The following is a 22,482-nucleotide window of genomic DNA, read 5'->3' on the forward strand; positions in this document are numbered from 1 at the left end:
GGTGGCCGCCACCACCGGAGTCGACGTCACGGGCGGCGTGGGCGGCATCTCGCGGTCCCCTCTCGACGGTCAACGGGTGGTGGCCTCGGACAGCACGTTGGCGAAGTTGACCATGGTGGCCACCGGCTCGGGGCCGTCGGCGGTCTGGCTGACGCGCAGGGTCAGCGGCTCGGCGGTGATGGCGCCGGTGTAGCCGTGGTCGAGGTCGCAGGACTCGTCGGCGCAGGACGCCGGCTCCAGGTCGATGTGGGCGATGGCGCCCCAGTTGACGTTGAGGCTGATGCTCAGCACGACCTCGCTGGGCATGGTGCCCGCGACGTAGTTGGCGGGGTCGGAGACGACCCGGGTCAGCGCGACCGACTGGATGTTGCCGATCTGGATGGCGTCGGTCGTGGTGGAGGCGTGCGGGCGGCCGCCGTCCTCGGCGGGCGCGTGCTCGTCGGTGTGGCAGACGATCAGCCGGGTGGGGGTCAGCAGCAGGACGGTGATGTGCCGCCGCATCTCCATCGCCGGGTCGAAGGTGGCCTCGTGGTGGACGACGAAGGCGTCGGCGGTCTCGCCGCCGAGGGCGGTGGCGACGGCGTCGATCACGAGACCGGGGTAGTAACCGCTGCGCTCGATCTCCGAGCGCCAGTCGGTGGACACGGCACGGGTTTTCCTCATACCTCCATCCTGCCTCCTTCCGGCGACAGATCGCACCTGCGGGGGCGACCGGCGAACGAGCGCAGGCGGCACCGCCGGCTGAAAGCCCCGCCCGCAGGGCCGTTGGAGCGGAGGGAGGAGGCGAGTGCGGCCCATGGATCCGTCACGGCGAGCCGACGAGCGAGCGCAGGCGGCCCTGCCAACGGCCGAAGGCCCCCGCCCGCAGGGCCGTTGGAGCAGAGGGAGGAGGCGAGTGCGGCCCATGGATCCGTCACGGCGAGCCGACGAGCGAGCGCAGGCGGCCCTGCCAACGGCCGAAGGCCCCCGCCCGCAGGGCCATCGGAGCAGAGGGAGGAGGCGAGTGTGACCCATGGATAAGGCAGGCGCGTGCGGGTAGGGCCCCCGGCATGATCGAAGCCACCGTTCCACCGCCTCCCGCTCCGCCGACGCCCACCCCGGGTCCGTTGCCTCCCGACCCGATGCCGGTGCCGCCCGAGCCCCCGATGCCCGAGCCCGAGCCGGAGCGCCGCCCCGGGCCGTTCCCGCCCGAGCGCGAGCCCGAGCCCGAACCCGCGTGAGCCGGATCCCCGCGGTCGCCCGCGCGGTGTCAGAAGGTCACGCCGCGCAGGCGCCGCGGGCCGGAGTCGGGACGCACCTCGGGCGCCCGGCGCAGCCACAGGCGCGCCCCCAGGACGTGCGCGCCCTCGGCGTTGACGATGACCGGGTCCAGGTCGACGTGGGCGACCTCCGGGAAGGAGTCCACGAGGCGTGAGACGCGGATGAGCAGGACCTCCAGCGCCTCCACATCGGGCTGCTCGGCCAGCGAGGTCGCCCCGGCGGGCAGGCCGAACAGCAGCGGGGCCGCGCGCACGGCGTGGACGAGGTCCGAGGCGTCGGTGTCGGTCAGCGGCGCGAGCCGGAATGCCCGGTCGTCGAGCAGTTCGGCGGTCACGTCCCCCAGCCCGAACCCCACGACCGAGCCGAACGACGGGTTCTCGCCGGCCCGGATCACGGTGGGCACCCCCGGCACCACCATGCGCTGCACGACGAGCATCGCTTCGTCGCCGAGCCGGTCGTGGAGGGCGGTGTAGGCGCTGCGCACGTCGGCGGGCGAGCGCAGGTCGGCCCGGATACCGCTGCCGCCGGAGCGCAGCCGCAGGTCGGGGGCGTTGGCCTTGACGACGATGGGGTAGCCCAGCTCCTCGGCCGCGGCGACCGCGGCTTCGGGCGACGCCACGGGGATGTCGCGCCACACGTCGATTCCATAGCAGCGCAGCAGGTCGTGCGCGGTGTCGGTGGCGACCGCGGTCTCCTCGTTGTGCACCGGCTCGCTGGTGAACCAGACGCCGTGGGGCGCCTCGGGGGCGTCGTCGGCCTTGTCCAGGGTGCGGTCGATGATCTCGCGGGCCCGCGCCCCCTCGATGTCGGGGAGCTCGGGGTGGCGGCCCGGGTCGCGGCGGCGCCACATGGCGTACCGGGTGGCGTGCGCGAGCGCCCGCACGGCGTCCTCGGGCGCGGGGTAGGACGGCACGGACCCGCGGGCGGTCTCGCCGTTGGGGCCGGTCCGCCGCAGCTCCTCGGGCAGCCCCTGATAGCCCAGGTAGGTGGTGATGATGGGCTTGTCGGCGGTGGCGGCCTTGGCCCGCATGACCTCGGCGACGTCGCCCGAGATCGGAGTCAGGGCGGGGATGAACACCACGACCACGGCGTGCACGGAATCGTCGGCGAGGGCGGTGGTCAGCGCGGCGTCGAAGTCGTCGGCGGTGGCCTTGGGGCCGAGGTCGACGGGTTCGTGCGGCTTGAGCCCGGAGCGCACGCAGGCGTCCTTGACCAGCAGCCCCAGGGAGTCGGAGTTGCCCAGGATGCCCACGCGCGGCCCGCTGGGCAGCGGCTGGTAGGCGAAGAGCTGGGCGACGTCGAAGAGCTGGGTGATGTCGTCGACGCGCACGACGCCGGCCTGCTGGAACAGGGAGGTCACCGCGTAGTCGGGCAGGGCCAGCGCGCCGGCCGCGTGCCCGGTGGGCACGCCCTGGGAGGAGCCGCCGCTGCGCACGGCCACGACCGGCTTCTGCTGGGCGAGGCGCCGGGCCAGCCGGGTGAACTTGCGCGGGTTGCCGAGCGACTCCAGGTACTGGAGCACGACCTCGGTGGCCGGGTCCTCCTGCCAGTACTGCACGAGGTCGTTGCCGGACACATCGGCGCGGTTGCCCGCGGAGACGAAGGTGGACAGCCCCATGCCGCGTTCGGCGACTCGTTGCAGGATCGCGCGGCCCAGGGCGCCCGACTGGGAGAAGAAGCCGATCGGCCCGCGCGGGGGCACGTACGGCGACAGGGTGGCGTTCAGCGACACCGCGGGGTCGGTGTTGGCGATCCCGAGGCAGTTGGGGCCGACGACCCGCATGCCCGCGGCGCGCGCCATGCTGACCAGCGCATCCTGGCGCTCGCGGCCCTCGGGCCCGGACTCGCCGAAGCCGGAGCTGACGACCACCAGGCCGTGCACGCCCTTCTGCGCGCACTCCTCGACGACGTCGGGCACCATGTCGGCGCGCACCGCGACCACGGCGAGGTCGACCTGGTCGGGGATGTCGAGCACGCTGGGGTAGGCGCGCACCCCCGCGACCGCCGCGGCCTCGGGGTGCACGGGGTAGACCGGGCCCTGGAAGTCGCCGGCGAGCAGGTTGCGCAGCGCGGTCTGGCCGATCGTGTGCGCGGTGCGGCTGGCGCCGATGACCGCCACGGACCCCGGGAACAGCAGCCGGGCGATGGAGCGCGATTCGGCGCGCTGCTCGCGGGCGCGCATGACCTCCTGGGCGCTGTCGGTGGGGGCGAGGTCGAGCGTGAGGCGGATGACCCCCTCGTCGAAGGTCTGCTGGGCGACGTACCCGGCCTCGCGGAAGACGTTGATCATCCGCCGGTTCTCGGGCAGGACGTCGGCGCTGAACTTGCGCACCCCCCGCTCCCGGGCGGCCGCCCCGATGTGCTCCAGCAGCACCGACGCCAGCCCGCGGCCCTGGTGGGCGTCCTCGACGACGAAGGCGACCTCGGCCTCTTCGGGGGTGACCTTGTCGTAGCGCACCACCGCGACCATGACGCCCGAGATGGTCGCCACCAGCGCCACCCGGTCCTCGTAGTCGACCGTGGTGAACCGCTTGACGTCGCGCGCCGACAGCTTGGGGTAGGGCGCGAAGAACCGGTAGTAGATGGTCTCGGGCGAGAGCCGGGAGTGGAACTCCCGCAGGAGATCGGCGTCGTCCGGGGAGATGGGGCGCAGATGCGCGGTTCCGCCGTCGGTCAGGACGACGTCGGCTTCCCAGTGGTTCGGGTATGACTGCACGGTTTTGAGAGTAAACGAGATCGGCCCGATCGTGGCGTAGCCCACTCCCTGTCAGCGCGTGCGCACGGGCGGGCGGGGACGCGCAGGCCCGGCCGCCCGGGGCGCCCGGCTCTGCCACAACTTCGTTACCCGCCGTCTCCCCTGGACCTGTTAACGTCTCTTGACGACACAGGATTCAGGGTGAAATCGCAGGCGGGACCCCCGGTTTCCGGGGCGGCAAGGTGGTGGATGAGGTAATGGCACGAGTGGTCGTGATCGGCGATCTCATGACCGACGCCGTGGCACGGGCGTTTTACCCGCTCGCGCGCGGTAGCGACACCCCCGCCTCGGTCATCACCTACGGCGGCGGCAGCGGCGCCAACGTGGCCGCGTGGCTGGCCATGGAGGGCACCGACACCACGTTCGTCGGCCGCCGCGGCTCCGACATCACAGGCCGCACCCGTGAGATGGAGCTCATGGGCTATGGCATGGACTCCCGCGTGGTCATGGACCCCGAGCGGCCCACCGGCACCTGCGTGGTCATGATCACCCACCGCGGCGACCGCACCATGCTCAGCGACCCCGGCGCCAACGCCCGCCTCCAGCCCGAGGACCTGCCGCGCGACGTGTTCGGCCCCGACGGCCACCTGCACGTTTCGGGCTACACCCTGATCAATGAGCACTCCCGCCGCGCGGCGCGCGTGGCGCTGCGCATGGCACGCGAGACCGGGATGTCGATCTCGGTCGACTGCGGGTCGCACGCCCCGCTGGAGCGCGCCGGTGCCGAGAACTTCCTCGACTGGACCAACGGCGCCCGCCTGTTGTTCGCCAACGTCGACCAGGCCACCGTGCTGACCGGGCGCGAAGAGGCCGAGGCGGCGGCCAAGGTGCTCACCGCCTGGTACCCCAACGTCGTGATCAAGCTGGGCGACGCCGGTGCGCTGTGGGCGTCCAAGACGCGCGACGACATCGTGGTGGTGCCGGCCGAGCCGGTGGAGCCTTCGCCGGGCTCGATCGGCGCGGGCGACGCGTTCATGGCCGGGTTCCTGCCGTCGTGGCTGACCGGCAAGCACCCCAAGGACGCCCTTGCGGCGGCGCAGCGCCTGGCCGCGCGCGCCCTGCACCAGCCCGGCGCCCGCCCCGACCTCGGCGACGCCTGACCGTTCGTCTCTCCCCCTCCTCCCTCTCCGTTCTCCCTCTTGCTGCGGGCCCGAACCGGCCGCGGTGCCGGCCGGATCGGCCTCCTTCGCGTGCCCCGCGGGCTGAGCGTGGAACCTTCACCCACGGCTCGCCAGGACCAGGGGCAGCACCCCCGATGCACCGGCCTCGCGCAGCAGGCGGGCGGCCACGGTGAGGGTCCACCCGGAGTCGGTGTGGTCGTCGACGAGGAGCACCGGGCCGTCGAGCTCCCGCAGCCCCGCCGCGAGCGGCTCGCCGACCTCCAGGGCCCGCCAGACGGATTCCAGCCGCTGAGCGCTGTTGTGGCGCCGCGCACCGGGGCCGTCGGGCCGGGTGTAGGACAGGGTGCCCACGGGCACCAGCCGGCCGATCCGGGCGAGCCGTTCGGCGAGGTCGGCGATCATGACGGGCCGGGTCCGCGACGGCATGGCCACCACCCCGGCCGGGCGCCGCTCCCACGGCCAGGCGGCCAGCACGTCGACCACCCCCTGGAAGACGCGGTCGCTCACGGGTGAGTCGGGGGCGTCGTCGGCCAGGAGCGCGCGCAGCGCGGTGCCCCACCCGACATCGGTGAGGCGGGCCAGTGCCCGGCCCTCCTCGGCGCGCACAGCCAGGCGGATGTTGCCGGAGGCGGTGATCCCGAGGTCGGCCATTCCGGTGGGCCACTGCTTGCGCGGGGCGATCGCCGTGCCGGGGCGGTCGAGGTGGTGCGCCGCGGCGTCGCGGTGGGCGGGGTCGATGTCGGTGGACCAGGTGCGGCCGGTGCAGCGGTCGCAGCGCCCGCACGGCGCCGCGCCGGGGTCGTCGAGCTGGCGGCGGAGGAACTCCATGCGGCAGGAATCGGTGGCGATGTAGTCGAGCATGGCGCGCTGTTCGCGCTCGCGCGCGGCCGCCACCGCGGCGTAGCGGTCGGCGTCGTAGTGCCAGGGGGCGCCGGTGGCGGTCCAGCCGCCGCGCACCCGGCGCACCGCGCCGTCGACGTCGAGCACCTTGAGCATCTGCTCCAGGCGGGCCCGCCCGAGGTCGACCCGGGTCTCCAGGCGCGGCAGCGACACGGGCTCGCCCGCCGCAGCCAGGACGTCGAGCGTGCGGCGGACGGTGTCCTCGGGCGGGAAGGCCAGCCGCGCGAAGTACGCCCAGATCTCACGGTCCTCGCGCCCGGGCAGCAGCACGACCTCGGCGCGGTCGACACCGCGGCCGGCGCGGCCCACCTGCTGGTAGTAGGAGATGGGCGACTGCGGGGCGCCCAGGTGCAGGACGAACCCGAGGTCGGGCTTGTCGAAGCCCATGCCGAGCGCGCTGGTGGCCACCAGGGCCTTGACGCGGTTGTGCAGGAGGTCGTCCTCGGCCCGCTGGCGGTCCTCGGGGTCGGTCTGGCCGCTGTAGGAGGCGACGGTGAAGCCGCGGGACTCCAGGAACGCGGCGGTCTCGGTGGCGGCGGCGACAGTGAGGGTGTAGATGATGCCCGAGCCGGGCAGGGCCGAGAGGTTCTGCGCCAGCCAGCTCCAGCGCGCCGCGCTGTCGGGCAGGTCGACGACGGCCAGGTGCAGGCTTTCGCGGTCGAGCGGGCCGCGCAGGACGAGGGTCGAGGAGTCGTCGCCGATCTCGAGCTGCTCGGCGACGTCGCGGGTGACGCGCTCGTTGGCGGTGGCGGTGGTGGCGAGCACGGGGACGGCCGCGGGCAGCTCCTGGAGCAGGGTGCGGATGCGGCGGTAGTCGGGGCGGAAGTCGTGGCCCCAGTCGGAGACGCAGTGGGCTTCGTCGATGACGACCAGGCCGGCCCCGGCGGCGAGCTCGGGCAGGACGCGGTCGCGGAAGTCGGGGTTGTTCAGGCGTTCGGGGCTGACCAGGAGGACGTCGACCTCGCCGCCCGCGATGTCGGCGTAGGTGCGCTCCCAGTCGGCGAGGTTGGCGCTGTTGATGGTGCGAGCCCGGATGCCGGCGCGCTCGGCCGCGGCGATCTGGTTGCGCATGAGCGCGAGCAGCGGCGAGATGATGACGGTCGGGCCCGCCCCCTGCGCCCGGCGCAGCGCGGTGGCGACGAAGTACACGGCCGACTTGCCCCACCCGGTGCGCTGCACCACCAGCGCCCGCCGGTGCTCGGCGACGAGGGCGTGGATGGCGGTCCACTGGTCGTCGCGCAGCCGGGCGGTCTCGCCGGCGAGCGCGCGCAGGTGGCGCTCGGCGTCATCGCGCAGGCCGGCGGAGGTCGCAAGCGCGGCTTCGGGGGGCACGGAGGTAGCCATGCCTCTTTGCTACCAGAAACCCAGCCCCGGCCCGGCCCGCCGTCCACAGGTGAAGTTCTGCGTTCTCCGCTCAGCCCGGGGCTTCCCGCGCCCCTCCGGCCCGCTCCGCGGGGTTCCCCGCTCAGCCGATGGGTCCGCCGGCCCGGCTCACCGCGATGGCCTCCGGGTGGTGCGGACGGCCTCCTCCAGTTCGTCGGTGACCAGGCGCTCGGAGTCGACCATGCCGCGGCTGTAGGAGACGCGGCCGAGGGTCTGGGCGAGGACGGGGACCGTGACCGCCTGGAACAGCGCCGCCAGGCCCAGGGGCACCGCCGAGCGCACATCGGGCAGCTGGAAGGCCGCGGCGACCAGGATCAGGAACAGCCCGACGGTGTCGGGCTTGGTGGCGGCGTGCATCCGGCCCAGCAGGGTCGGGAACCGCACCAGCCCGATGGTGCCGACGAGGGTGAACAGGGCCCCCAGGGGCAGCGTGACGGCCGTGATCCAGTCAGTCGCGGTCATGGGCCCTCCTCTCGGCGAAACGGGTGGCGGTGATCGTGCCGACGAAGCCCAGGAGGGCGATCGCCACCATGAGCCCGATGTAGGCGGTGTCGCCGCGCAGGGCGACCTCCACGGCGATGAAGCTGACCAGCAGCACCGACAGGGCGTTGAGGCAGACGATGCGGTCGAGCACCGACGGCCCGCGCACCAGCCGGTACAGCGTGCACAGCACGGCCAGCCCCAGCATCACGAACGCGGCGGTGTAGGCGTGGTCCAGGATGGTCACCGCTCCTCCTCTCGGCTTCCGCCGCCCTGCGCGGGCTCCCCCTCGGGGACGCTCCGCTCGAACTCGGCGATGTCGGCGGGGGTCCCGAACGCGCGCACGATCAGCTCCTCGGTGCGGCGCACCTGGCGGCGCAGCCGCTCCACCGCGGCCTCGGAGTCGATGGGGGCGCCGTGGACGTAGACCATCCCCTGGTCCCGGTTGAGCTCGATGACCAGGCTGCCGGAGACCAGCGACAGCCCCGCGCTGACCGCGGCGAGCAGGAAGTCGGAGTCGGTGCGCATCGGGACCGCGACGATCGCGCCGCGCATCAGGCGCGGGCGCCACAGGGCGTGCACGGCCACGCGCGCGCTCGACACGATCAGCTCGGTGAGGATGTACCCGCCCAGCTTCAGCGCGTACACCGGGTGGAAGCCCAGCCGGACCGGGATGTGCGGCAGTTTGGCGGCCGCGTAGCACACCGAGCCCACGGCGGCCCCGGCGATCACCGTTCCGGGGCTGGGGTCGCCCCACAGGATGACCCACATGAGGGTGAGCCAGATGACGGTGGGCAGGCGGCCCGCCAGGCGCCGCAGCGCCGAGCGGGTCTCGGGGATCGGGACGGTGCCCGTCGCCTCACTCATGACGTCGTCCCTCCTCCGCCGAGCACGGCCTCGACATAGGCGCCGCCTTCGAGCAGGTCGTGTGCCGCGGTGAACGCGATCTCGGCCAGCGGGCCCGCCGCGAAGGCCACGAACAGCCCGACCCCGACCATGACGCCGGTCATCATGGTCATCATCCGCAGCCCGCCGCGGTTGGATCCGCGCCGCAGCTGCTCGCGGGCCTCGACCATGTCGGGCATCGGGGTGCCCCAGAACCCGCGCACCCAGATGCGGAAGATCGCCATCATCGTGAGCAGGCTGGTGGCCACGCCCGCGGCGATGCCGAGCCACACCAGGCGGCCGCCGGCCTCGGCGCCGGCCTCGAACAGCGCGACCTTGGCGATGAAGCCGGACATCGGCGGCAGCCCGGCCAGGCTCATCGCGGGCAGGAAGAAGAACAGCGCCAGAGCGGGCGACACCGTGGTCAGGCCGCGGACTGCCCGCAGCGAGGTGTGCCCGACGTACTGCCGGATGAGGCCGTTGACCAGGAACAGCGTGGCCTGGACGACGATGTGGTGCACCAGGTAGATCACCACCCCGGCGATGCCCGCGACCGAGTTCAGCCCCAGCCCGAAGATCATGAACCCGATGTGGCTCACCAGGGCGAAGGACATGACCCGGTTGATGTCGTCCTGCACCAGGGCGCCGAGGATGCCGACGATCATGGTCGCGATGGCGATCCACAGCAGCACCGACGAGATGTCGTCGCCGCCGAACAGCAGCGTCTGGGTGCGGATGATCGCGTAGACGGCGACCTTGGTCAGCAGCGCGGCGAAGATCGCCGAGATGCGGGTGATGGCCACCGGGTAGCTGTCGGGCAGCCAGAAGTGCATCGGCACGATGGCGGCCTTGATCCCGAAGACCACGAGGAACATCAGCGCCAGGACCATGCTCAGGGCCGGGGGCGCGGTGCCGAGCTTGCCGGCGATGTCGGCGAGGTTGACCGTGCCGGTCAGGGCGTAGACGAGGGCGATCCCGGTGAGGAAGAGGATCGACGAGGTCAGGCTGACGACCGTGTAGATCATGCTGGCCCGCACGCGCTCGCGGGTGGGCGCCTGCGTGATCAGGGCGTAGCTGGCGGTCAGCATGATCTCGAAGCCGACGAAGAGGTTGAACAGGTCCCCGGCGAGGAAGCTCAGGCACACGCCCGCGGTGAGCACCAGGTAGATGGGGTGGAACACCTGGGGCATCGCGCGGCTGAGCCCGCCGATGTCCTGCCCGATGGCGTAGAGCAGCACGATGAGCAGGACCGACGAGGACACCAGCAGCAGCAGCGCGGTCAGCGGGTCGGCCACGACGGTGATGCCGAGCGGCGCCTGCCAGCCGCCGGCCTGGCTGGTGAGCACGGTGCCGTCGGAGGTGCGGTACAGGAGCAGGGCGGCGTCGGCGACCACGGCCGCCAGCGTCAGGACGCTGGTGACCTGCTGCGAGCGCGGGCTGCGCCGCATCAGCAGGGTCGCCGCCGCCCCCAGGAGCGGGACCAGGAAGGGCACCGCGAGCAGTGCGTTCACGAGGAGTCCTCCGGCTCGGTCAGGCGGCCGATGCGCGCGTCCTCCAGGTCGGCGGGGACTTCGTCGTTGTCATCGCCCAGCCAGACGCGGTAGGCGAGGGCGAGCAGGAACGTCGTGACGCCGAAGGTGATGACGATGGCGGTGAGCGCCATGGCCTGCGGCAGCGGGTCGGACATCTGCCCTTCCTGGCCGGTCAGCAGCGGCGGCAGCGTGATGGCGGTGTCGGTCAGCATCAGCGACAGGTTCGCCGCGTGCCCCAGGATGAGGATGCCGAAGACCACGCGCATCAGGGAGCGCTGCAACAGCAGGTAGAAGCCGCTGGAGTAGAGGACCGCGACGGTGACGACGAGGAGGAGGCCGGGCGGGGTCATGCGCCGCCCCCTCCGGTGAAGCGCGGGCGCCGGACGCGCTCGCGCGCCTTCTCGGCCCGTGCCTCCTCTTCCTCCGCCTCCATGCGGGCACCCAGTGATGCCACGACGGACAGGACCAGACCGACGACGATGAGGAACACCCCCGATTCGAAGACGAGATAGCTCGCGAACTTGACCTCGCCGAAGACCGGCAGCGCCGCGGTGAAGGTGTGGACCTCCAGGATCGGGCCGCCGATCAGCAGCGGGAACGCCGCTGTGGCGCAGGCGAGGAACAGCCCGATGGCGAGCAGGCCGTTGGGGCGCATGGGCAGCCCCGCGGCCAGCTCATGGCGCCCGCCGGCGATGTAGCGCAGCACGTAGGCCATGCTCGCCACGAGGCCGCCGGCGAACCCGCCGCCGGGGCGGTCATGCCCCGAGACCAGCAGGAAGACGGAGAAGGTGAGGATCGCGGGGATCAGCAGCCGGGCCACGACCTCCAGCAGCACCGAGCGGGGGCCGAAGGCGGGGCGGACCGCGGTGCTCAGCCAGCGTTCACGCGGCGCCTCCCAGTCCTCGGGGGGTGCGGCTTCGTCACGGCTGTCCCTGGTGCTCACGGGCGCTCCCTTCCTTGACGTCGCCGCTGTCCCCGGACTCGGGCTCCTCGGTGTCCTCCGGCTCCTCCACGACCCGGTCGCGGCGGTTGAGCAGGACCAGGGAGGCCACCGCGACCGCCGAGGTCGCCAGCACGACGATCTCGCCGAAGGTGTCCAGCGCCCGGAAGTCGGCGAGGATGATGTTGACGAGGTTGTGGCCGCCGGTCTGCTCGGCGAGGGCGGTGAAGCCGGCGGAGATCGGCGGGTCGGTGCGGGCCGCGGTCATGAGCCACAGCGAGACCGCGATGAAGGTGCCCGCTGCCGAGCACAGCAGCACCGTGAGCCGCTTGGACCAGCCGTCGGGCCGCACGCTGAAGGTCGCCGGCAGCCGCCGCAGCACGAAGACCAGGATGATCGTGGTCAGGGTCTCGACCAGGACCAGGGTCAGGGCGAGGTCGGGCGCCCCGTGCAGGACGAACAGCCCCGCGACCCCGAACCCCAGCGCGCTGATCAGGATGAGCGCGGCGAAGCGCCGGTGCTCGCGGACCGTGGCGACCGCGGCCACCACGACGGCCGCGGCGATCACCACCTCCAGCGGGCTGTCCCAGGCCCGGAGGTCGGCGCCCTGCGGCAGCGGAACGTCGCCGCCGATCAGCGCCGCCGCCAGGCGGACCCCGGGCAGCGCCAGCAGCGTGGCCAGGATGATGCCCAGGTAGACCGGGAGCGACCCGCTCTGCGTGCGCCGGGTGACGCTCAGCGCGGTGGAGTAGACGGCGTGGATGAACAGGTGGTAGCCGAGTTCGGCGTCGGGCCAGCGCGGCATCGCGTTCTGGAGGCGCGCCACGGCCCGGCGCTTGGCGAACATCGCGGTACCGGCGGCGACGATCAGCAGCGTCAGCGCCAGCGCGGGGGTGAACCCGTGCCACAGGGCCAGGTTGTAGCCGGAGACGTCGACCAGCAGGGCCGTGTGGCTCTGCGCCAAGGGGTCGATGATGGCGGGCACCAAGCCGAGCACCACGCTGACCGTGGCCAGGAGCACCGGTGCGGCGACGAACGCGGCCGAGGGCGCCTTGAACCTGCGCTCGGAGACGGTGGCCTTGTCGGCGAACGCCCCCCACACGAAGCGCGCGCTGTAGGCGAAGGTGAGGATGGAGCCGATGACCAGGCCGGTGAGCACGGCCAGGGCGGCGGGGTCGGACAGGTCGCCGGCGTGGCCCGGGACGAACGCCTCCAGCGCCGCCTCCTTGCCGACGAAGCCGATCAGCGGCGGCAGCCCGGCCATCGAGGCGGCGGCCAGCGTGGCCGCCACCGCCAGGGCCGGCATCCGGCGGCCGATTCCGGTCAGCCGGCCGATGCTGCGGGTTCCGGTCTGGTGGTCGATCACGCCGACGGTCAGGAACAGGGTGGACTTGAAGAAGCCGTGGGCGATCAGGACGCCGATCATGGCGGTGGCCGCGATGGGGGTCCCGGCGCCGCCGAGGACGATGAGGAAGCCGAGCTGGCTCACGGTGCCGTGCGCCAGGAGCAGCTTCAGGTCGTCCTGGCGCAGCGCCCGCCAGCCGCCGACGATCATCGTCGCCACGCCGAAGGAGAGGACCAGCGCGCGCCAGGGGTCGACGTCGGCGAACCCCGGGGCCAGGCGCGCCACGAGGTAGACGCCCCCCTTGACCATGGCCGCCGCGTGCAGGTAGCCGCTCACCGGCGTGGGGGCGACCATGGCGCCGGGCAGCCAGTAGTGCAGCGGGACCTGGGCGGACTTCGCGAACGCGCCCGCCAGGATGAGGACCAGCGCCACCGGCAGCCATGGGCTGTCGACGGGCGGGTCGGCCACCAGCTCGGAGATCGTGTAGGTGCCGCCGATGGCGCCGAGCACCACGAACCCGATGAGCATCAGCAGGCCGAACCCGGCCGTGGTGACGAGGGCCTGGGTGGCGGCGCGCCGGGCGGTCTCCTTGCGGTCGTCGTGCCCGACCAGCAGGAAGGAGGTGACCGAGGTCAGCTCCCAGAACACGTAGAGGGCGAAGAGGTTGTCGGTGGTGACCACGCCGAGCATCGCCCCGGCGAACAGGACGAGAATGGCCGAGAGCCGCCCGAGCCCCCGCTCGGAGGCGTGGAAGTAGGCGGCGCTGTAGCAGAAGATGACCGACCCGACGCCGCTGACCAGCACCACCATGGCCAGGCTCAGCGCGTCCACGCGGAAGTCGAAGGTGATGCCGAGGGCGGGGACCCAGGCGAACGAGGCGGTGGCGGGGGTGCCGGAGACGATGGACGGGGCCTGGGTGAGGACCCAGGCGGCGGACAGCGCGGGCGGGACACCGGCCACGAGGAACGCCCGCGGTCCCAGGATGCGCACCAGGGACGGCAGGAGCACGGCGACGGCGGCGTGCAGCGCGAGGATGAAGGGCAGCAGCATATACACGTCGTTATCGGCGATCGGACCGGAAGTGTGCTTCAGTCACCACCGGGCGGTGTACGGGCGGGACGGGGCGTTGGCGTGCAGACGGGACACGACAAAGGTTAGCCGCCATCTCGCCGCGCGCCTTGACTACGCCGTGATCGGGTGTACCATCCGCCGCCCTCTCACCGGCCGCCGGGATATTCACTCTGTGTAGTTCCCCCTCCTTACCAGGGGAGACAGGGTCCGCGGGCAGACACCCCAGGTCGAGAATTCCCGATATCACCGTGTTTGATCTCACCGGATGCCCGCAACGGCCCGGCACGGCGCGCCACGCCGAAGCGGTGCGGCGGCCGGGCGTGTCCCGATTACGATCACTCACGGTAGGCACCCTCCCGTTCCCGAATGGCGCGAACCGCCCACAGGGGCGGCCTCTTCGCGCATTTTGACGGGATCTTAACGCCCTCCCATACGGCGGCCTTCAGCCGCCCCGCGCCCCGCGGGCCGCCCCCTTGGTTCGCGATGGTCATCCGGTCGGGCCAGAATTACCGGCATGGCCCGTACTACGTCTCCTCCACCTCCCGAGGACCTCGCCGAGAAGATCATCGACATCGACGTGTCCGAGGAAATGCGCGGCAGCTTCCTCGAATACGCCTACTCGGTCATCTACTCGCGGGCGCTGCCCGACGCCCGCGACGGGATGAAGCCCGTCCAGCGGCGCATCCTCTACCAGATGAACGAGATGGGCCTGCGCCCCGACCGCGGCCACGTCAAGTGCGCCCGCGTCGTCGGCGAGGTCATGGGCAAGCTGCATCCGCACGGCGACGGCGCCATCTACGACGCCATGGTGCGGCTGAGCCAGCCCTTCGCCATGCGCGTTCCCCTGGTCGACGGCCACGGCAACTTCGGCTCCCTCGGCGGCGACGACGCGCCCGCGGCCATGCGCTACACCGAGGCCCGCCTCGGCCGCGCCGCGGAGCTGCTGGTGTCCTCCATCGACGAGGACGTCGTGGACTTCCGGCCCAACTACGACGGCCAGGAGATGGAGCCGGAGGTCCTGCCTGCCGCCTTCCCCAACCTCCTCGTCAACGGCGCCTCCGGGATCGCCGTGGGCATGGCGACCAACATGGCGCCGCACAACCTCGGCGAGGTCATCGCCGCCGCGCGGCACCTGATCGCCCACCCCGATGCCACCCTCGACGACCTCATGGAGTTCGTCCCGGGCCCCGACCTGCCCACGGGCGGCAGCATCTCGGGCCTCGACGGCATCCGCGACGCCTACACCAAGGGCCGCGGCACCTTCCGCACCCGGGCGACCGTCTCCATCGAGCGCGTCTCCCCGCGGCGCACGGGGCTGATCGTCACCGAGCTGCCCTACAGCGTCGGCCCCGAGAAGGTCGTCAGCCGCATCAAGGAGCTGGTGCAGGCCAAGAAACTCCAGGGCATCTCCGACCTCAAGGACCTCACCGACCGCAACCAGGGCCTGCGGCTGGTGATCGAGCTGAAGAACGGCTTCAACCCCGAGGCCGTCCTTGAGGAGCTGTACCGCCTCACGCCGATGGAGGAGTCCTTCGGCATCAACAACGTCGCGCTGGTCGACGGCCAGCCCAAGACGCTGGGGCTGCGCGAACTCCTCCAGGTGTTCGTCGGCCACCGGCTCGACGTGGTGCGGCGCCGCAGCGAGTTCCGCCGCGCCAAGCGCCAGGAGCGCCTGCACCTGGTGGCCGGGTTGCTCATCGCCCTGCTCAACATCGACGAGGTCATCGCGCTCATCCGCGACTCCGAGGACACCGCGCAGGCCCGCCAGCGCCTCATGACCACCTTCGAGCTGTCCGACACCCAGTCGCGCTACATCCTCGACACCCCGTTGCGCCGGCTCACCAAGTACGACCGGCTCGAGCTGGAGACCGAGCGCGACAAGCTCGAATCCGAGGTCGCCGAGCTCACCGCCATCCTGGAGTCCGACACCAAGCTGCGCCGGCTGGTCTCCGGCGAGCTCGCCGCCGTCGCCAAGGAGTACGCCACCCCGCGCCGCACCGTCCTGCGCGAGAGCGACGGCGCCACGCGCAGCGCCGTGATCCCCCTGGAGATGAGCGACGTCCCCTGCCACGTGCTGCTCAGCTCCAGCGGCATGCTCGGCCGCAGCACCGGCGCCACCGTGCCCCGCATGTTCGAGGGGCTGCGCACCCAGCACGACGCCATCGCCGTTTCGCTGCCGGCCAGCTCGCGCGCCGACATCGGCATCATCACCGACCTCGGCCGGGCCATCCGGGTCCCGGTGGTGGAGCTGCCCGAGATCCCCGATGAGGGCACCGACGCCCCGCCGCTGGCCTCCGGGCTGCCGGTCACCGAATTCGTCGCCCTGGACGACGACGAGACGGTGGTCTCGGTGGCGGTCCTCGACACCGACGCCGGGATCGCGGTCGGCACCGCACAGGGCGTGGTCAAGCGCGTCGCCGGGGACGCGCCCCCCAACAAGGACGACTTCGAGATCATCAACCTCAAGGACGGCGACCGGGTCGTCGGCGCCGCCCAGCTGGCCACCGGCGAGGAGGACCTCGCGTTCATCACCTCCGAGGCGCAGCTGCTGCGCTTCCCCGCCTCCGCCGTGCGCCCGCAGGGCCGCCCCGCGGGCGGCGTCGCCGGCATCCGGGTGTCCGACGACGCACGCGTCCTGTGGTTCGGGGCGGTGCCCCTCCCCGAGGACTCCGTGGTCGTCACCGTGTCGGGCAGCACATCGGCCCTGCCCGGAACGGGCGGGGGCTCCGCCAAGGTGACACCGTTCGAGGTCTACCCTGCCAAGGGGCGGGCCACCGGCGGCGTTCGCTGCCACCGCTTCCTCAAGGGCGAGGACGTGCTCGTGTTCGCCTGGATCGGCCGCGCGCCGGCCCGCGCCAACCGGGCCGACGGCAAGCCGGTCCGCCTCCCCGACCTCGACCAGCGCCGCGACGGCTCCGGTGAGCCGATACGGGCCATCACCACCGTCGGCAGCGGGCGTACCGACACCGGCGTCATCCCGCCCACCGGCGGCTGACCAGCCGCGACCTGCGGCGGAGCCGCGCGGCCCCCACAGTGGCCGCGCGGCTCCGCCGTGCCGCCCCAGTCCACCGCGCGCCCAAGGAGACCGACGTGACCAGCGCCTTCAACGACGTCTACACCGCCAACGCCGACTATGTCCGCAAGTTCCACCTCGCGGGCCTGCAACCGGTCGCCGCCCGCGGAATCGCCCTGGTGACCTGCATGGACTCCCGCATCGAGCCGCTGGCGATGCTGGGCCTGCAACCCGGCGACGCCAAGATCCTGCGCAACGCCGGCGCGCGCGTCACCGACGACACCCTGCGCACCCTGGTCCTGGCGGTCTACATGCTCGGCGTGCAGCGGGTCCTGGTGCTGCCGCACACCCGCTGCAAAATGGCGTCGGTCGCCGACGACGCCGAGGTGCACGACACCATCTACGCCACCTACGGCGTCGACACCCGCAGCCTGGAATTCCACACCGACAACGACCAGCTCGGCGCGCTCCGCCACGACCTCCAGCGCATCCGCCACCACCCGCTGCTGCCCCACGGCCTGCCGGTCGAAGGCGCGATCTACGACGTGGACACCGGCGCGGTGACCCCCGTCGACGCCTGAACCGCGGGCCCGCATCCGGCGCACAGCAGGGCTTCGGGAATACGACGCCCCTGCTCACGGTTGTGATGCGCGACGAAGGGAGTGCCCGTGAAGGAGACGACCTACGAGACGTTCGCCGTCGGCCGCATGTACTTCGAGCTCGGAGACCCCATCGGTGCCGCCAAGGTCCTGGCGCCGCTGGCCGAGGAGGAACCCGACAGCCGTTCGGTCCTCGAACTGCTGGGCCGCGCCTACTTCCACTCCGCGCAGCTGACCAAGGCCGAGGACACCTTCCGCAGGATCATCGAACTCGACCCCTGCGACAGCTGGGCGCACATCGCCCTCGCCCGCTCCCTGGAGCGGCAGAGCCGCGACGACGAAGCCGCCCCCCACCGGCGCATGCACGCCGCGATGTCCGGCGGTTCCCTCGACTGACCCTCCCCCGCGCGCACGGCGGGCCCGCCCCATCCGGGGCGGGCCCGCCGGCGTATACGCTGCTGGTCATGGCACCACCCTCGGCCGATGAGCCCCGTGACCCCTGCGTCGACCGCTCCAGCGACACGCGGCGGGCATGGGTGGACGAGGCCGTCCGCAAGGTCGTCGCCGACGCCAACCGGTCGGCCGACACCCACCTGCACGCGTTCCCGCTGCCCGCCGACTGGGGCATCGACCTCTACCTCAAGGACGAGTCGGTGCACCCCACCGGCAGCCTCAAGCACCGGCTCGCCCGGTCGCTGTTCCTCTACGCGCTGGCCAACGGCTGGATCACCGAGGGCACCACGATCGTCGAGGCGAGTTCGGGGTCGACCGCGGTCTCCGAGGCCTACTTCGCGCGGCTCATCGGGCTCGACTTCATCACCGTGGTCCCCCGCAAGACCAGCCCCGAGAAGATCGCGCTGATCGAGCGCTACGGCGGCACCTGCCACTACGTCGACGTCCCCATCGAGATGTACGCCGAAGCCGAGCGGCTGGCCGCCGAGACCGGCGGCCACTACATGGACCAGTTCACCTACGCCGAGCGGGCCACCGACTGGCGCGGGAACAACAACATCGCGGAGTCGGTGTTCGAGCAGCTCGCCATGGAGCGCCACCCGGTCCCGGAGTGGATCGTGGTGGGCGCCGGTACCGGCGGCACCTCCGCCACCATCGGCCGCTACATCCGCTACCGCCGCCACCACACGCGCCTGGCCGTGGTCGACCCCGAGAACTCCGCGTTCTTCCCCGGCTGGGTCACCGACACCCCCGACTACGCCACCGGCATGCCCTCGCGCATCGAGGGCATCGGGCGGCCGCGGATGGAGCCCAGCTTCGTCCCGTCGGTCATCGACCTCATGATCCCCGTTCCCGACGCCGCCAGCATCGCCGCCATGCGCCACCTCAACGACGTCACCGGGCTGTGCGCCGGGGGCTCCACCGGCACCAACCTGTGGGGGGTGTGGCACCTCATCGCGCGGATGCGCGCCGAGGGCCGCCAGGGCAGCGTCGTCACGCTCATCTGCGACGGCGGCGACCGCTACCGGCACAGCTACTACGACGACGCGTGGGTGGCCGCCAAGGGCATGGACCTCGCCCCCTTCACGGAGGCGCTGGAGGCCTTCCTCGGCACCGGGGTGTGGGCGCCACCGCCCGGGACCTGACCGCGGCGCCGCCGCCCGGGGATCAGGCGCGGATGACCAGGGTGCGGGCGGCCATGTCGCCCAGCCGCTGGTGGCGGTCGGTCACCAGCATCGCGACCAGCCCCACCAGCCCGGCCACCAGGCCGTCGACGATCAGCAGGATCCAGCGCACGAACATCTGCACCATGTCGGCCTCGCCGCCGTCGGCGTTGACGACCCGGACGCCCAGCGCCTTCATGCCGAGGGTCTGCCCGTTCCACTTGGCGGGGAGCACCACCCAGTAGCCGACGTAGATCACGATCGCCAGCACCACCACGGACAGCGACACGGCGGCGGTGAGGCCGGGGTCGTCGACCGATCCGTCGTAGCGGGTCGGCAGCAGCAGGAACAGCAGGGCGGACAGCCACGGCAGGATCGAGGACAGCACCGAGTCGATGATGTACTGCACCACCCTGCGGACCACCACGTCGGTATCGCGGTCGCCGTAGCCCGGCTCCACGTAGGTCATCGCCCGTCCTCCGATCCCGCGCCGGCACCACGGACCGGCTTGATCACTCCGGGTGATTGAAGCACGGCGGCACCGTTACGTCCGGTGAACGCGCCGGGGGCGCACAAAGGCGCCCGGCCGCAACGAACCGGCCGGGCGCCCTCGAAAGCGCAGCAAAGGGGGCGGGGATGGCTCAGGTGTCGATCCGCGCCATGTCCAGTTCCTTGGCCCCTTGCAGAATGAACTCGCGGCGGGGGGCGACCTCGTTGCCCATGAGCAGGTCGAAGACCTTCGCGACCTCCTCGGCGTGCTCCACGCGGATGCGGCGCAGGGTACGGACGCGGGGGTCCATGGTGGTCTCGGCCAGCTGGTCGGCGTCCATCTCGCCCAGGCCCTTGTACCGCTGGATGGGCTCCTTCCAGCCCATGCCCTTCTTCTCGAGCTCCAGGAGCTTCCGCTGGAGCTCGGCATCGCTGTAGGTGTAGATGTAGCGGTCCTCGGGCTTGGCCCCGCGCTTTTTGCGGACGTTGGTCAGCTCGATCCGGTGCAGCGGGGGCACCGCGGCGAAAACGCGCCCGGCTTCCAGCATCGGCCGCATGTAGCGGTAGAAGAGGGTGAGCAGCAGCGTGCGGATGTGCGCGCCGTCGACGTCGGCGTCGGCCATCAGGATGACGCGGCCGTAGCGCGCCGCCTCAAGGTCGAAGGTCCGCCCCGATCCCGCGCCGATGACCTGGAGGATCGCGGCGCACTCGGCGTTCTTCAGCATGTCGGCGACCGACGACTTCTGCACGTTGAGGATCTTGCCGCGGATGGGCAGCAGCGCCTGGAACTCGGAGTCGCGGGCGAGCTTGGCGGTGCCGAGGGCGGAGTCGCCCTCGACGATGAACAGCTCGCTGCGGTCGAGCCCCTCGCTGCGGCAGTCGACCAGCTTGGCGGGCAGCGCCGAACTCTCGAGGGCGTTCTTGCGGCGCTGGGTCTCGCGCTGCTGCCGGGCCGCCAAGCGCGCCTTGGCCGCGTTGACGACCTTCTCCAGCACCGCGCGGGCCTGCTGCTTCTCCACCCGCTTGGTGGAGGTGAGGAAGGTCCTCAGCTCCTTGCCCACCACCGACGAGACGATGCGCGAGGCGGCGGAGGTGCCGAGGATCTCCTTGGTCTGGCCTTCGAACTGCGGTTCGGGCAGCCGGACGGTCACCACAGCGGAGAGGCCCTCGAGGACGTCCTCCTTGGTGACGGGGTCGTCGTTGGTCTTCAGCAGCTTGGTGGTGCGCAGCTGGTCGTTGATGACGCGCACGAGGGCGCGCTCGAACCCCGTCATGTGGGTTCCGCCCTTGGGCGTGGCGATCACGTTGACGAAGGAGCGCACCGTGGTCTCGTAGCCGGTGCCCCAGCGCAGCGCGACGTCGACCTCCAGCTTGCGCTCGACGTCGCTGGGGGTCATGTGGCCCTGGTCGTCGAGGACCGGGACGGTCTCGGTGAAGTGGCCCGTGCCCTGGATCCGCAGGACGTCGTTGAGCTGCTCATCGGGGGCGAGGAAGGAGCAGAACTCGCCGATCCCGCCGTCGAAGCGGAACTCCTCCTCATAGGGCGGCCCGCCCTCGACGCGCTCGTCGCGCACCGAGATGGTCAGCCCCGGGATGAGGAACGCGGTCTGGCGCGCGCGGTCGAGCAGGGACTCCCGGGTGATGTCGGCGTCCTTGAGGAAGATCTGCCGGTCGGCCCAGAAGCGGATGCGGGTGCCGGTGACCTTCTTGGCCACCCGGCGGACCTCATCGAGGCCCGATCGCGAGGTGAACTCCGCATCGGGCCCGCCGGCCGCGAACCGGCCGGGGATGCCGCGCTTGAAGCTCATGGCGTGGGTGTGGCCCTGGCGGTCGACCTCGACGTCCAGGCGCGCGGAGAGCGCGTTGACGACCGACGCGCCGACGCCGTGCAGGCCGCCCGATGCGGTGTAGGACCCGGTGCCGAACTTGCCGCCGGCGTGCAGCTTGGTCATGACCAGTTCAACACCGGACATCCCCGACTTGGGCTCGGCGTCGACGGGGATGCCGCGGCCGTTGTCGCGGACCTCGACGGAGCCGTCGGTGTGCAGGAGGACGTCGATGCGCGTGCAGAAGCCGCCCAGCGCCTCGTCGACCGCGTTGTCGATGATCTCCCACATGCAGTGGGTGAGCCCGCGGCTGTCCGTGGACCCGATGTACATACCGGGACGCTTGCGGACCGCCTCTAGTCCTTCCAGAACCGAAAGATGCCGCGCGGAGTATTCCTCGGGCTCGTTGACGGCGGCGGTGAGGGCGGTCACGTGGAGATCTCCTGCTTCAAGGGACGAGGCGCCGCACGCACGCCCCGCGGCGGCGGAGCGTGCGGTGGACGCGGAGTGGACAGGGGCGGGCACGACGCTGGCTGATCTGGCTCACGAGTGTGACAGGAAAGTGTGACAGGACCGGGCATCCTTCCTGGCCGACGCCGGTGTCATCCGGACGGGCCGGGGTGGCCCGCGTCCTCCGGCCTCCCCTCGGAGCGAAGCGTCCGGGGTGGCGGCGCGTGCCGCGCGTCGCCCGAAGTGTCAAGGTGTCGGGTCGCGTGGCTGCCGGGCCTGTGCGGATCGGGCCATCGTACGCACCACGCGCGACACTACCACCTCCGCCCCGACCCTCCCGGCAGATCCCCATTGGCCCGGAATCCCGGCGTGTCGGGGGGCCGGGCCGGTCACGGGGACCCCGCGGCCCGGGGGCGGCCGGGTACCGCCCACCGGGCGGATGACCCACGTCACAAACACGCGGATTCCGCTGTCGGCGTACACAAGAGCTGGTTGGGAAGCTCTCGGTCCGGTTAGATGTTGTGCAGAGTGACTAACGCCGAGCATTGAGGAAGGCGAAGTGACTGGAACCCTTGCCCCCACCCAGCCGCTCACGGCTGTGGACCGTTGCGACCGCTGCGGTGCGCAGGCGTACGTCCGAGTGGTTCTGAACTCCGGTGGCGAACTGCTGTTCTGCGCGCACCACATGCGCAAGCACGACGACTCCATCCGCAGGATCGCATCCGAGATCCAGGACGAGACGAACCGGCTCCAGGCGACCCCGGCCACGTCCGCCGAAGAGGAGCGTTAGGTCATATAGCGAAAGGCGTCCGGCGGG

General features: G+C 72.0%; 17 protein-coding genes and 1 pseudogene. 6 read left to right on the forward strand and 12 right to left on the reverse strand.

The features are described 5' to 3' along the window. Nucleotides 1-69: 69 nt before the first annotated feature. Nucleotides 70-645 carry a DUF5998 family protein gene (locus ACFOVU_RS24610; protein WP_378538200.1) on the reverse strand — a complete coding sequence of 192 codons (576 nt, stop codon included), beginning with the start codon at nt 643-645 and terminating at the stop codon, nt 70-72. 604 nt (nt 646-1,249) lie between these two features. Next, on the reverse strand, nt 1,250-3,976 hold the full coding sequence (locus tag ACFOVU_RS24615) for a bifunctional acetate--CoA ligase family protein/GNAT family N-acetyltransferase (protein WP_378537378.1): 2,727 nt from the start codon (nt 3,974-3,976) through the stop codon (nt 1,250-1,252). Between the two features lie 245 nt (nt 3,977-4,221). Here ACFOVU_RS24615 and ACFOVU_RS24620 point away from each other — a divergent pair, with 245 nt between their 5' ends. Beyond that, a complete protein-coding gene (locus ACFOVU_RS24620) occupies nt 4,222-5,115 on the forward strand; it encodes a carbohydrate kinase family protein (protein ID WP_378538202.1) in 894 nt (297 codons plus the stop codon). A 117-nt stretch (nt 5,116-5,232) separates the two neighbouring features. On the opposite strand, the gene ACFOVU_RS24625 is transcribed toward ACFOVU_RS24620, so the two are convergent. From ACFOVU_RS24625 to mbhE, 8 genes are all read right to left on the reverse strand, one after another. Beyond that, nucleotides 5,233-7,380, reverse strand: a complete 2,148-nt coding sequence (locus tag ACFOVU_RS24625; protein WP_378537380.1) for a RecQ family ATP-dependent DNA helicase — start codon at nt 7,378-7,380, stop codon at nt 5,233-5,235. A 147-nt stretch (nt 7,381-7,527) separates the two neighbouring features. After that, nucleotides 7,528-7,881 (reverse strand): monovalent cation/H(+) antiporter subunit G, encoded by a 354-nt coding sequence (gene mnhG / locus ACFOVU_RS24630; RefSeq protein ID WP_378537382.1) that lies wholly within the window; start codon nt 7,879-7,881, stop codon nt 7,528-7,530. Then, nucleotides 7,868-8,146 carry a monovalent cation/H+ antiporter complex subunit F gene (locus ACFOVU_RS24635; protein ID WP_378537384.1) on the reverse strand — a complete coding sequence of 93 codons (279 nt, stop codon included), beginning with the start codon at nt 8,144-8,146 and terminating at the stop codon, nt 7,868-7,870. Before ACFOVU_RS24635 ends, mnhG begins: the two co-directional genes overlap by 14 nt. Beyond that, a complete protein-coding gene (locus ACFOVU_RS24640) occupies nt 8,143-8,766 on the reverse strand; it encodes a Na+/H+ antiporter subunit E (RefSeq protein ID WP_378537386.1) in 624 nt (207 codons plus the stop codon). The genes ACFOVU_RS24635 and ACFOVU_RS24640 overlap by 4 nt, the downstream gene beginning before the upstream one ends. Continuing rightward, a complete protein-coding gene (locus ACFOVU_RS24645; RefSeq protein WP_378537388.1) occupies nt 8,763-10,295 on the reverse strand; it encodes a Na+/H+ antiporter subunit D in 1,533 nt (510 codons plus the stop codon). The genes ACFOVU_RS24640 and ACFOVU_RS24645 overlap by 4 nt, the downstream gene beginning before the upstream one ends. Beyond that, entirely contained in the window at nt 10,292-10,666 is a 375-nt protein-coding gene (locus ACFOVU_RS24650) for a sodium:proton antiporter (RefSeq protein WP_378537390.1), read from the reverse strand. Before ACFOVU_RS24650 ends, ACFOVU_RS24645 begins: the two co-directional genes overlap by 4 nt. Then, a complete protein-coding gene (locus tag ACFOVU_RS24655; protein ID WP_378537391.1) occupies nt 10,663-11,259 on the reverse strand; it encodes an MnhB domain-containing protein in 597 nt (198 codons plus the stop codon). The genes ACFOVU_RS24650 and ACFOVU_RS24655 overlap by 4 nt, the downstream gene beginning before the upstream one ends. Beyond that, complete coding sequence (gene mbhE, locus ACFOVU_RS24660; protein ID WP_378537393.1) at nt 11,237-13,651, reverse strand: hydrogen gas-evolving membrane-bound hydrogenase subunit E; 2,415 nt, start codon at nt 13,649-13,651, stop codon at nt 11,237-11,239. The genes ACFOVU_RS24655 and mbhE overlap by 23 nt, the downstream gene beginning before the upstream one ends. A gap of 535 nt (nt 13,652-14,186) precedes the next feature. On the opposite strand from mbhE, the gene ACFOVU_RS24665 reads away from it, so the two are divergent. From ACFOVU_RS24665 to ACFOVU_RS24680, 4 genes and pseudogenes are all read left to right on the forward strand, one after another. Beyond that, nucleotides 14,187-16,667, forward strand: a complete 2,481-nt coding sequence (locus tag ACFOVU_RS24665) for a DNA gyrase/topoisomerase IV subunit A (protein WP_378537394.1) — start codon at nt 14,187-14,189, stop codon at nt 16,665-16,667. A 95-nt stretch (nt 16,668-16,762) separates the two neighbouring features. Then, nucleotides 16,763-17,266, forward strand: a complete 504-nt coding sequence (locus ACFOVU_RS24670; RefSeq protein WP_378537396.1) for a beta-class carbonic anhydrase — start codon at nt 16,763-16,765, stop codon at nt 17,264-17,266. Between the two features lie 87 nt (nt 17,267-17,353). Then, nucleotides 17,354-17,680 carry a tetratricopeptide repeat protein gene (locus ACFOVU_RS24675; RefSeq protein ID WP_378537397.1) on the forward strand — a complete coding sequence of 109 codons (327 nt, stop codon included), beginning with the start codon at nt 17,354-17,356 and terminating at the stop codon, nt 17,678-17,680. Between the two features lie 68 nt (nt 17,681-17,748). Continuing rightward, nucleotides 17,749-18,687 (forward strand): annotated as a pseudogene (locus ACFOVU_RS24680) (PLP-dependent cysteine synthase family protein); the annotation flags it as partial. 217 nt (nt 18,688-18,904) lie between these two features. Here ACFOVU_RS24680 and ACFOVU_RS24685 read toward each other — a convergent pair. Continuing rightward, entirely contained in the window at nt 18,905-19,369 is a 465-nt protein-coding gene (locus ACFOVU_RS24685) for an RDD family protein (RefSeq protein WP_378537398.1), read from the reverse strand. Between the two features lie 172 nt (nt 19,370-19,541). Then, on the reverse strand, nt 19,542-21,647 hold the full coding sequence (locus ACFOVU_RS24690) for a DNA gyrase/topoisomerase IV subunit B (protein ID WP_378537399.1): 2,106 nt from the start codon (nt 21,645-21,647) through the stop codon (nt 19,542-19,544). A gap of 577 nt (nt 21,648-22,224) precedes the next feature. On the opposite strand from ACFOVU_RS24690, the gene ACFOVU_RS24695 reads away from it, so the two are divergent. Further along, complete coding sequence (locus ACFOVU_RS24695; RefSeq protein ID WP_378537401.1) at nt 22,225-22,455, forward strand: DUF7455 domain-containing protein; 231 nt, start codon at nt 22,225-22,227, stop codon at nt 22,453-22,455. The last annotated feature ends 27 nt before the right edge of the window (nt 22,456-22,482 follow it).

It is taken from the genome of Nocardiopsis sediminis (genome assembly GCF_042650565.1).
GTDB lineage: Bacteria > Actinomycetota > Actinomycetes > Streptosporangiales > Streptosporangiaceae > Nocardiopsis_B > Nocardiopsis_B sediminis.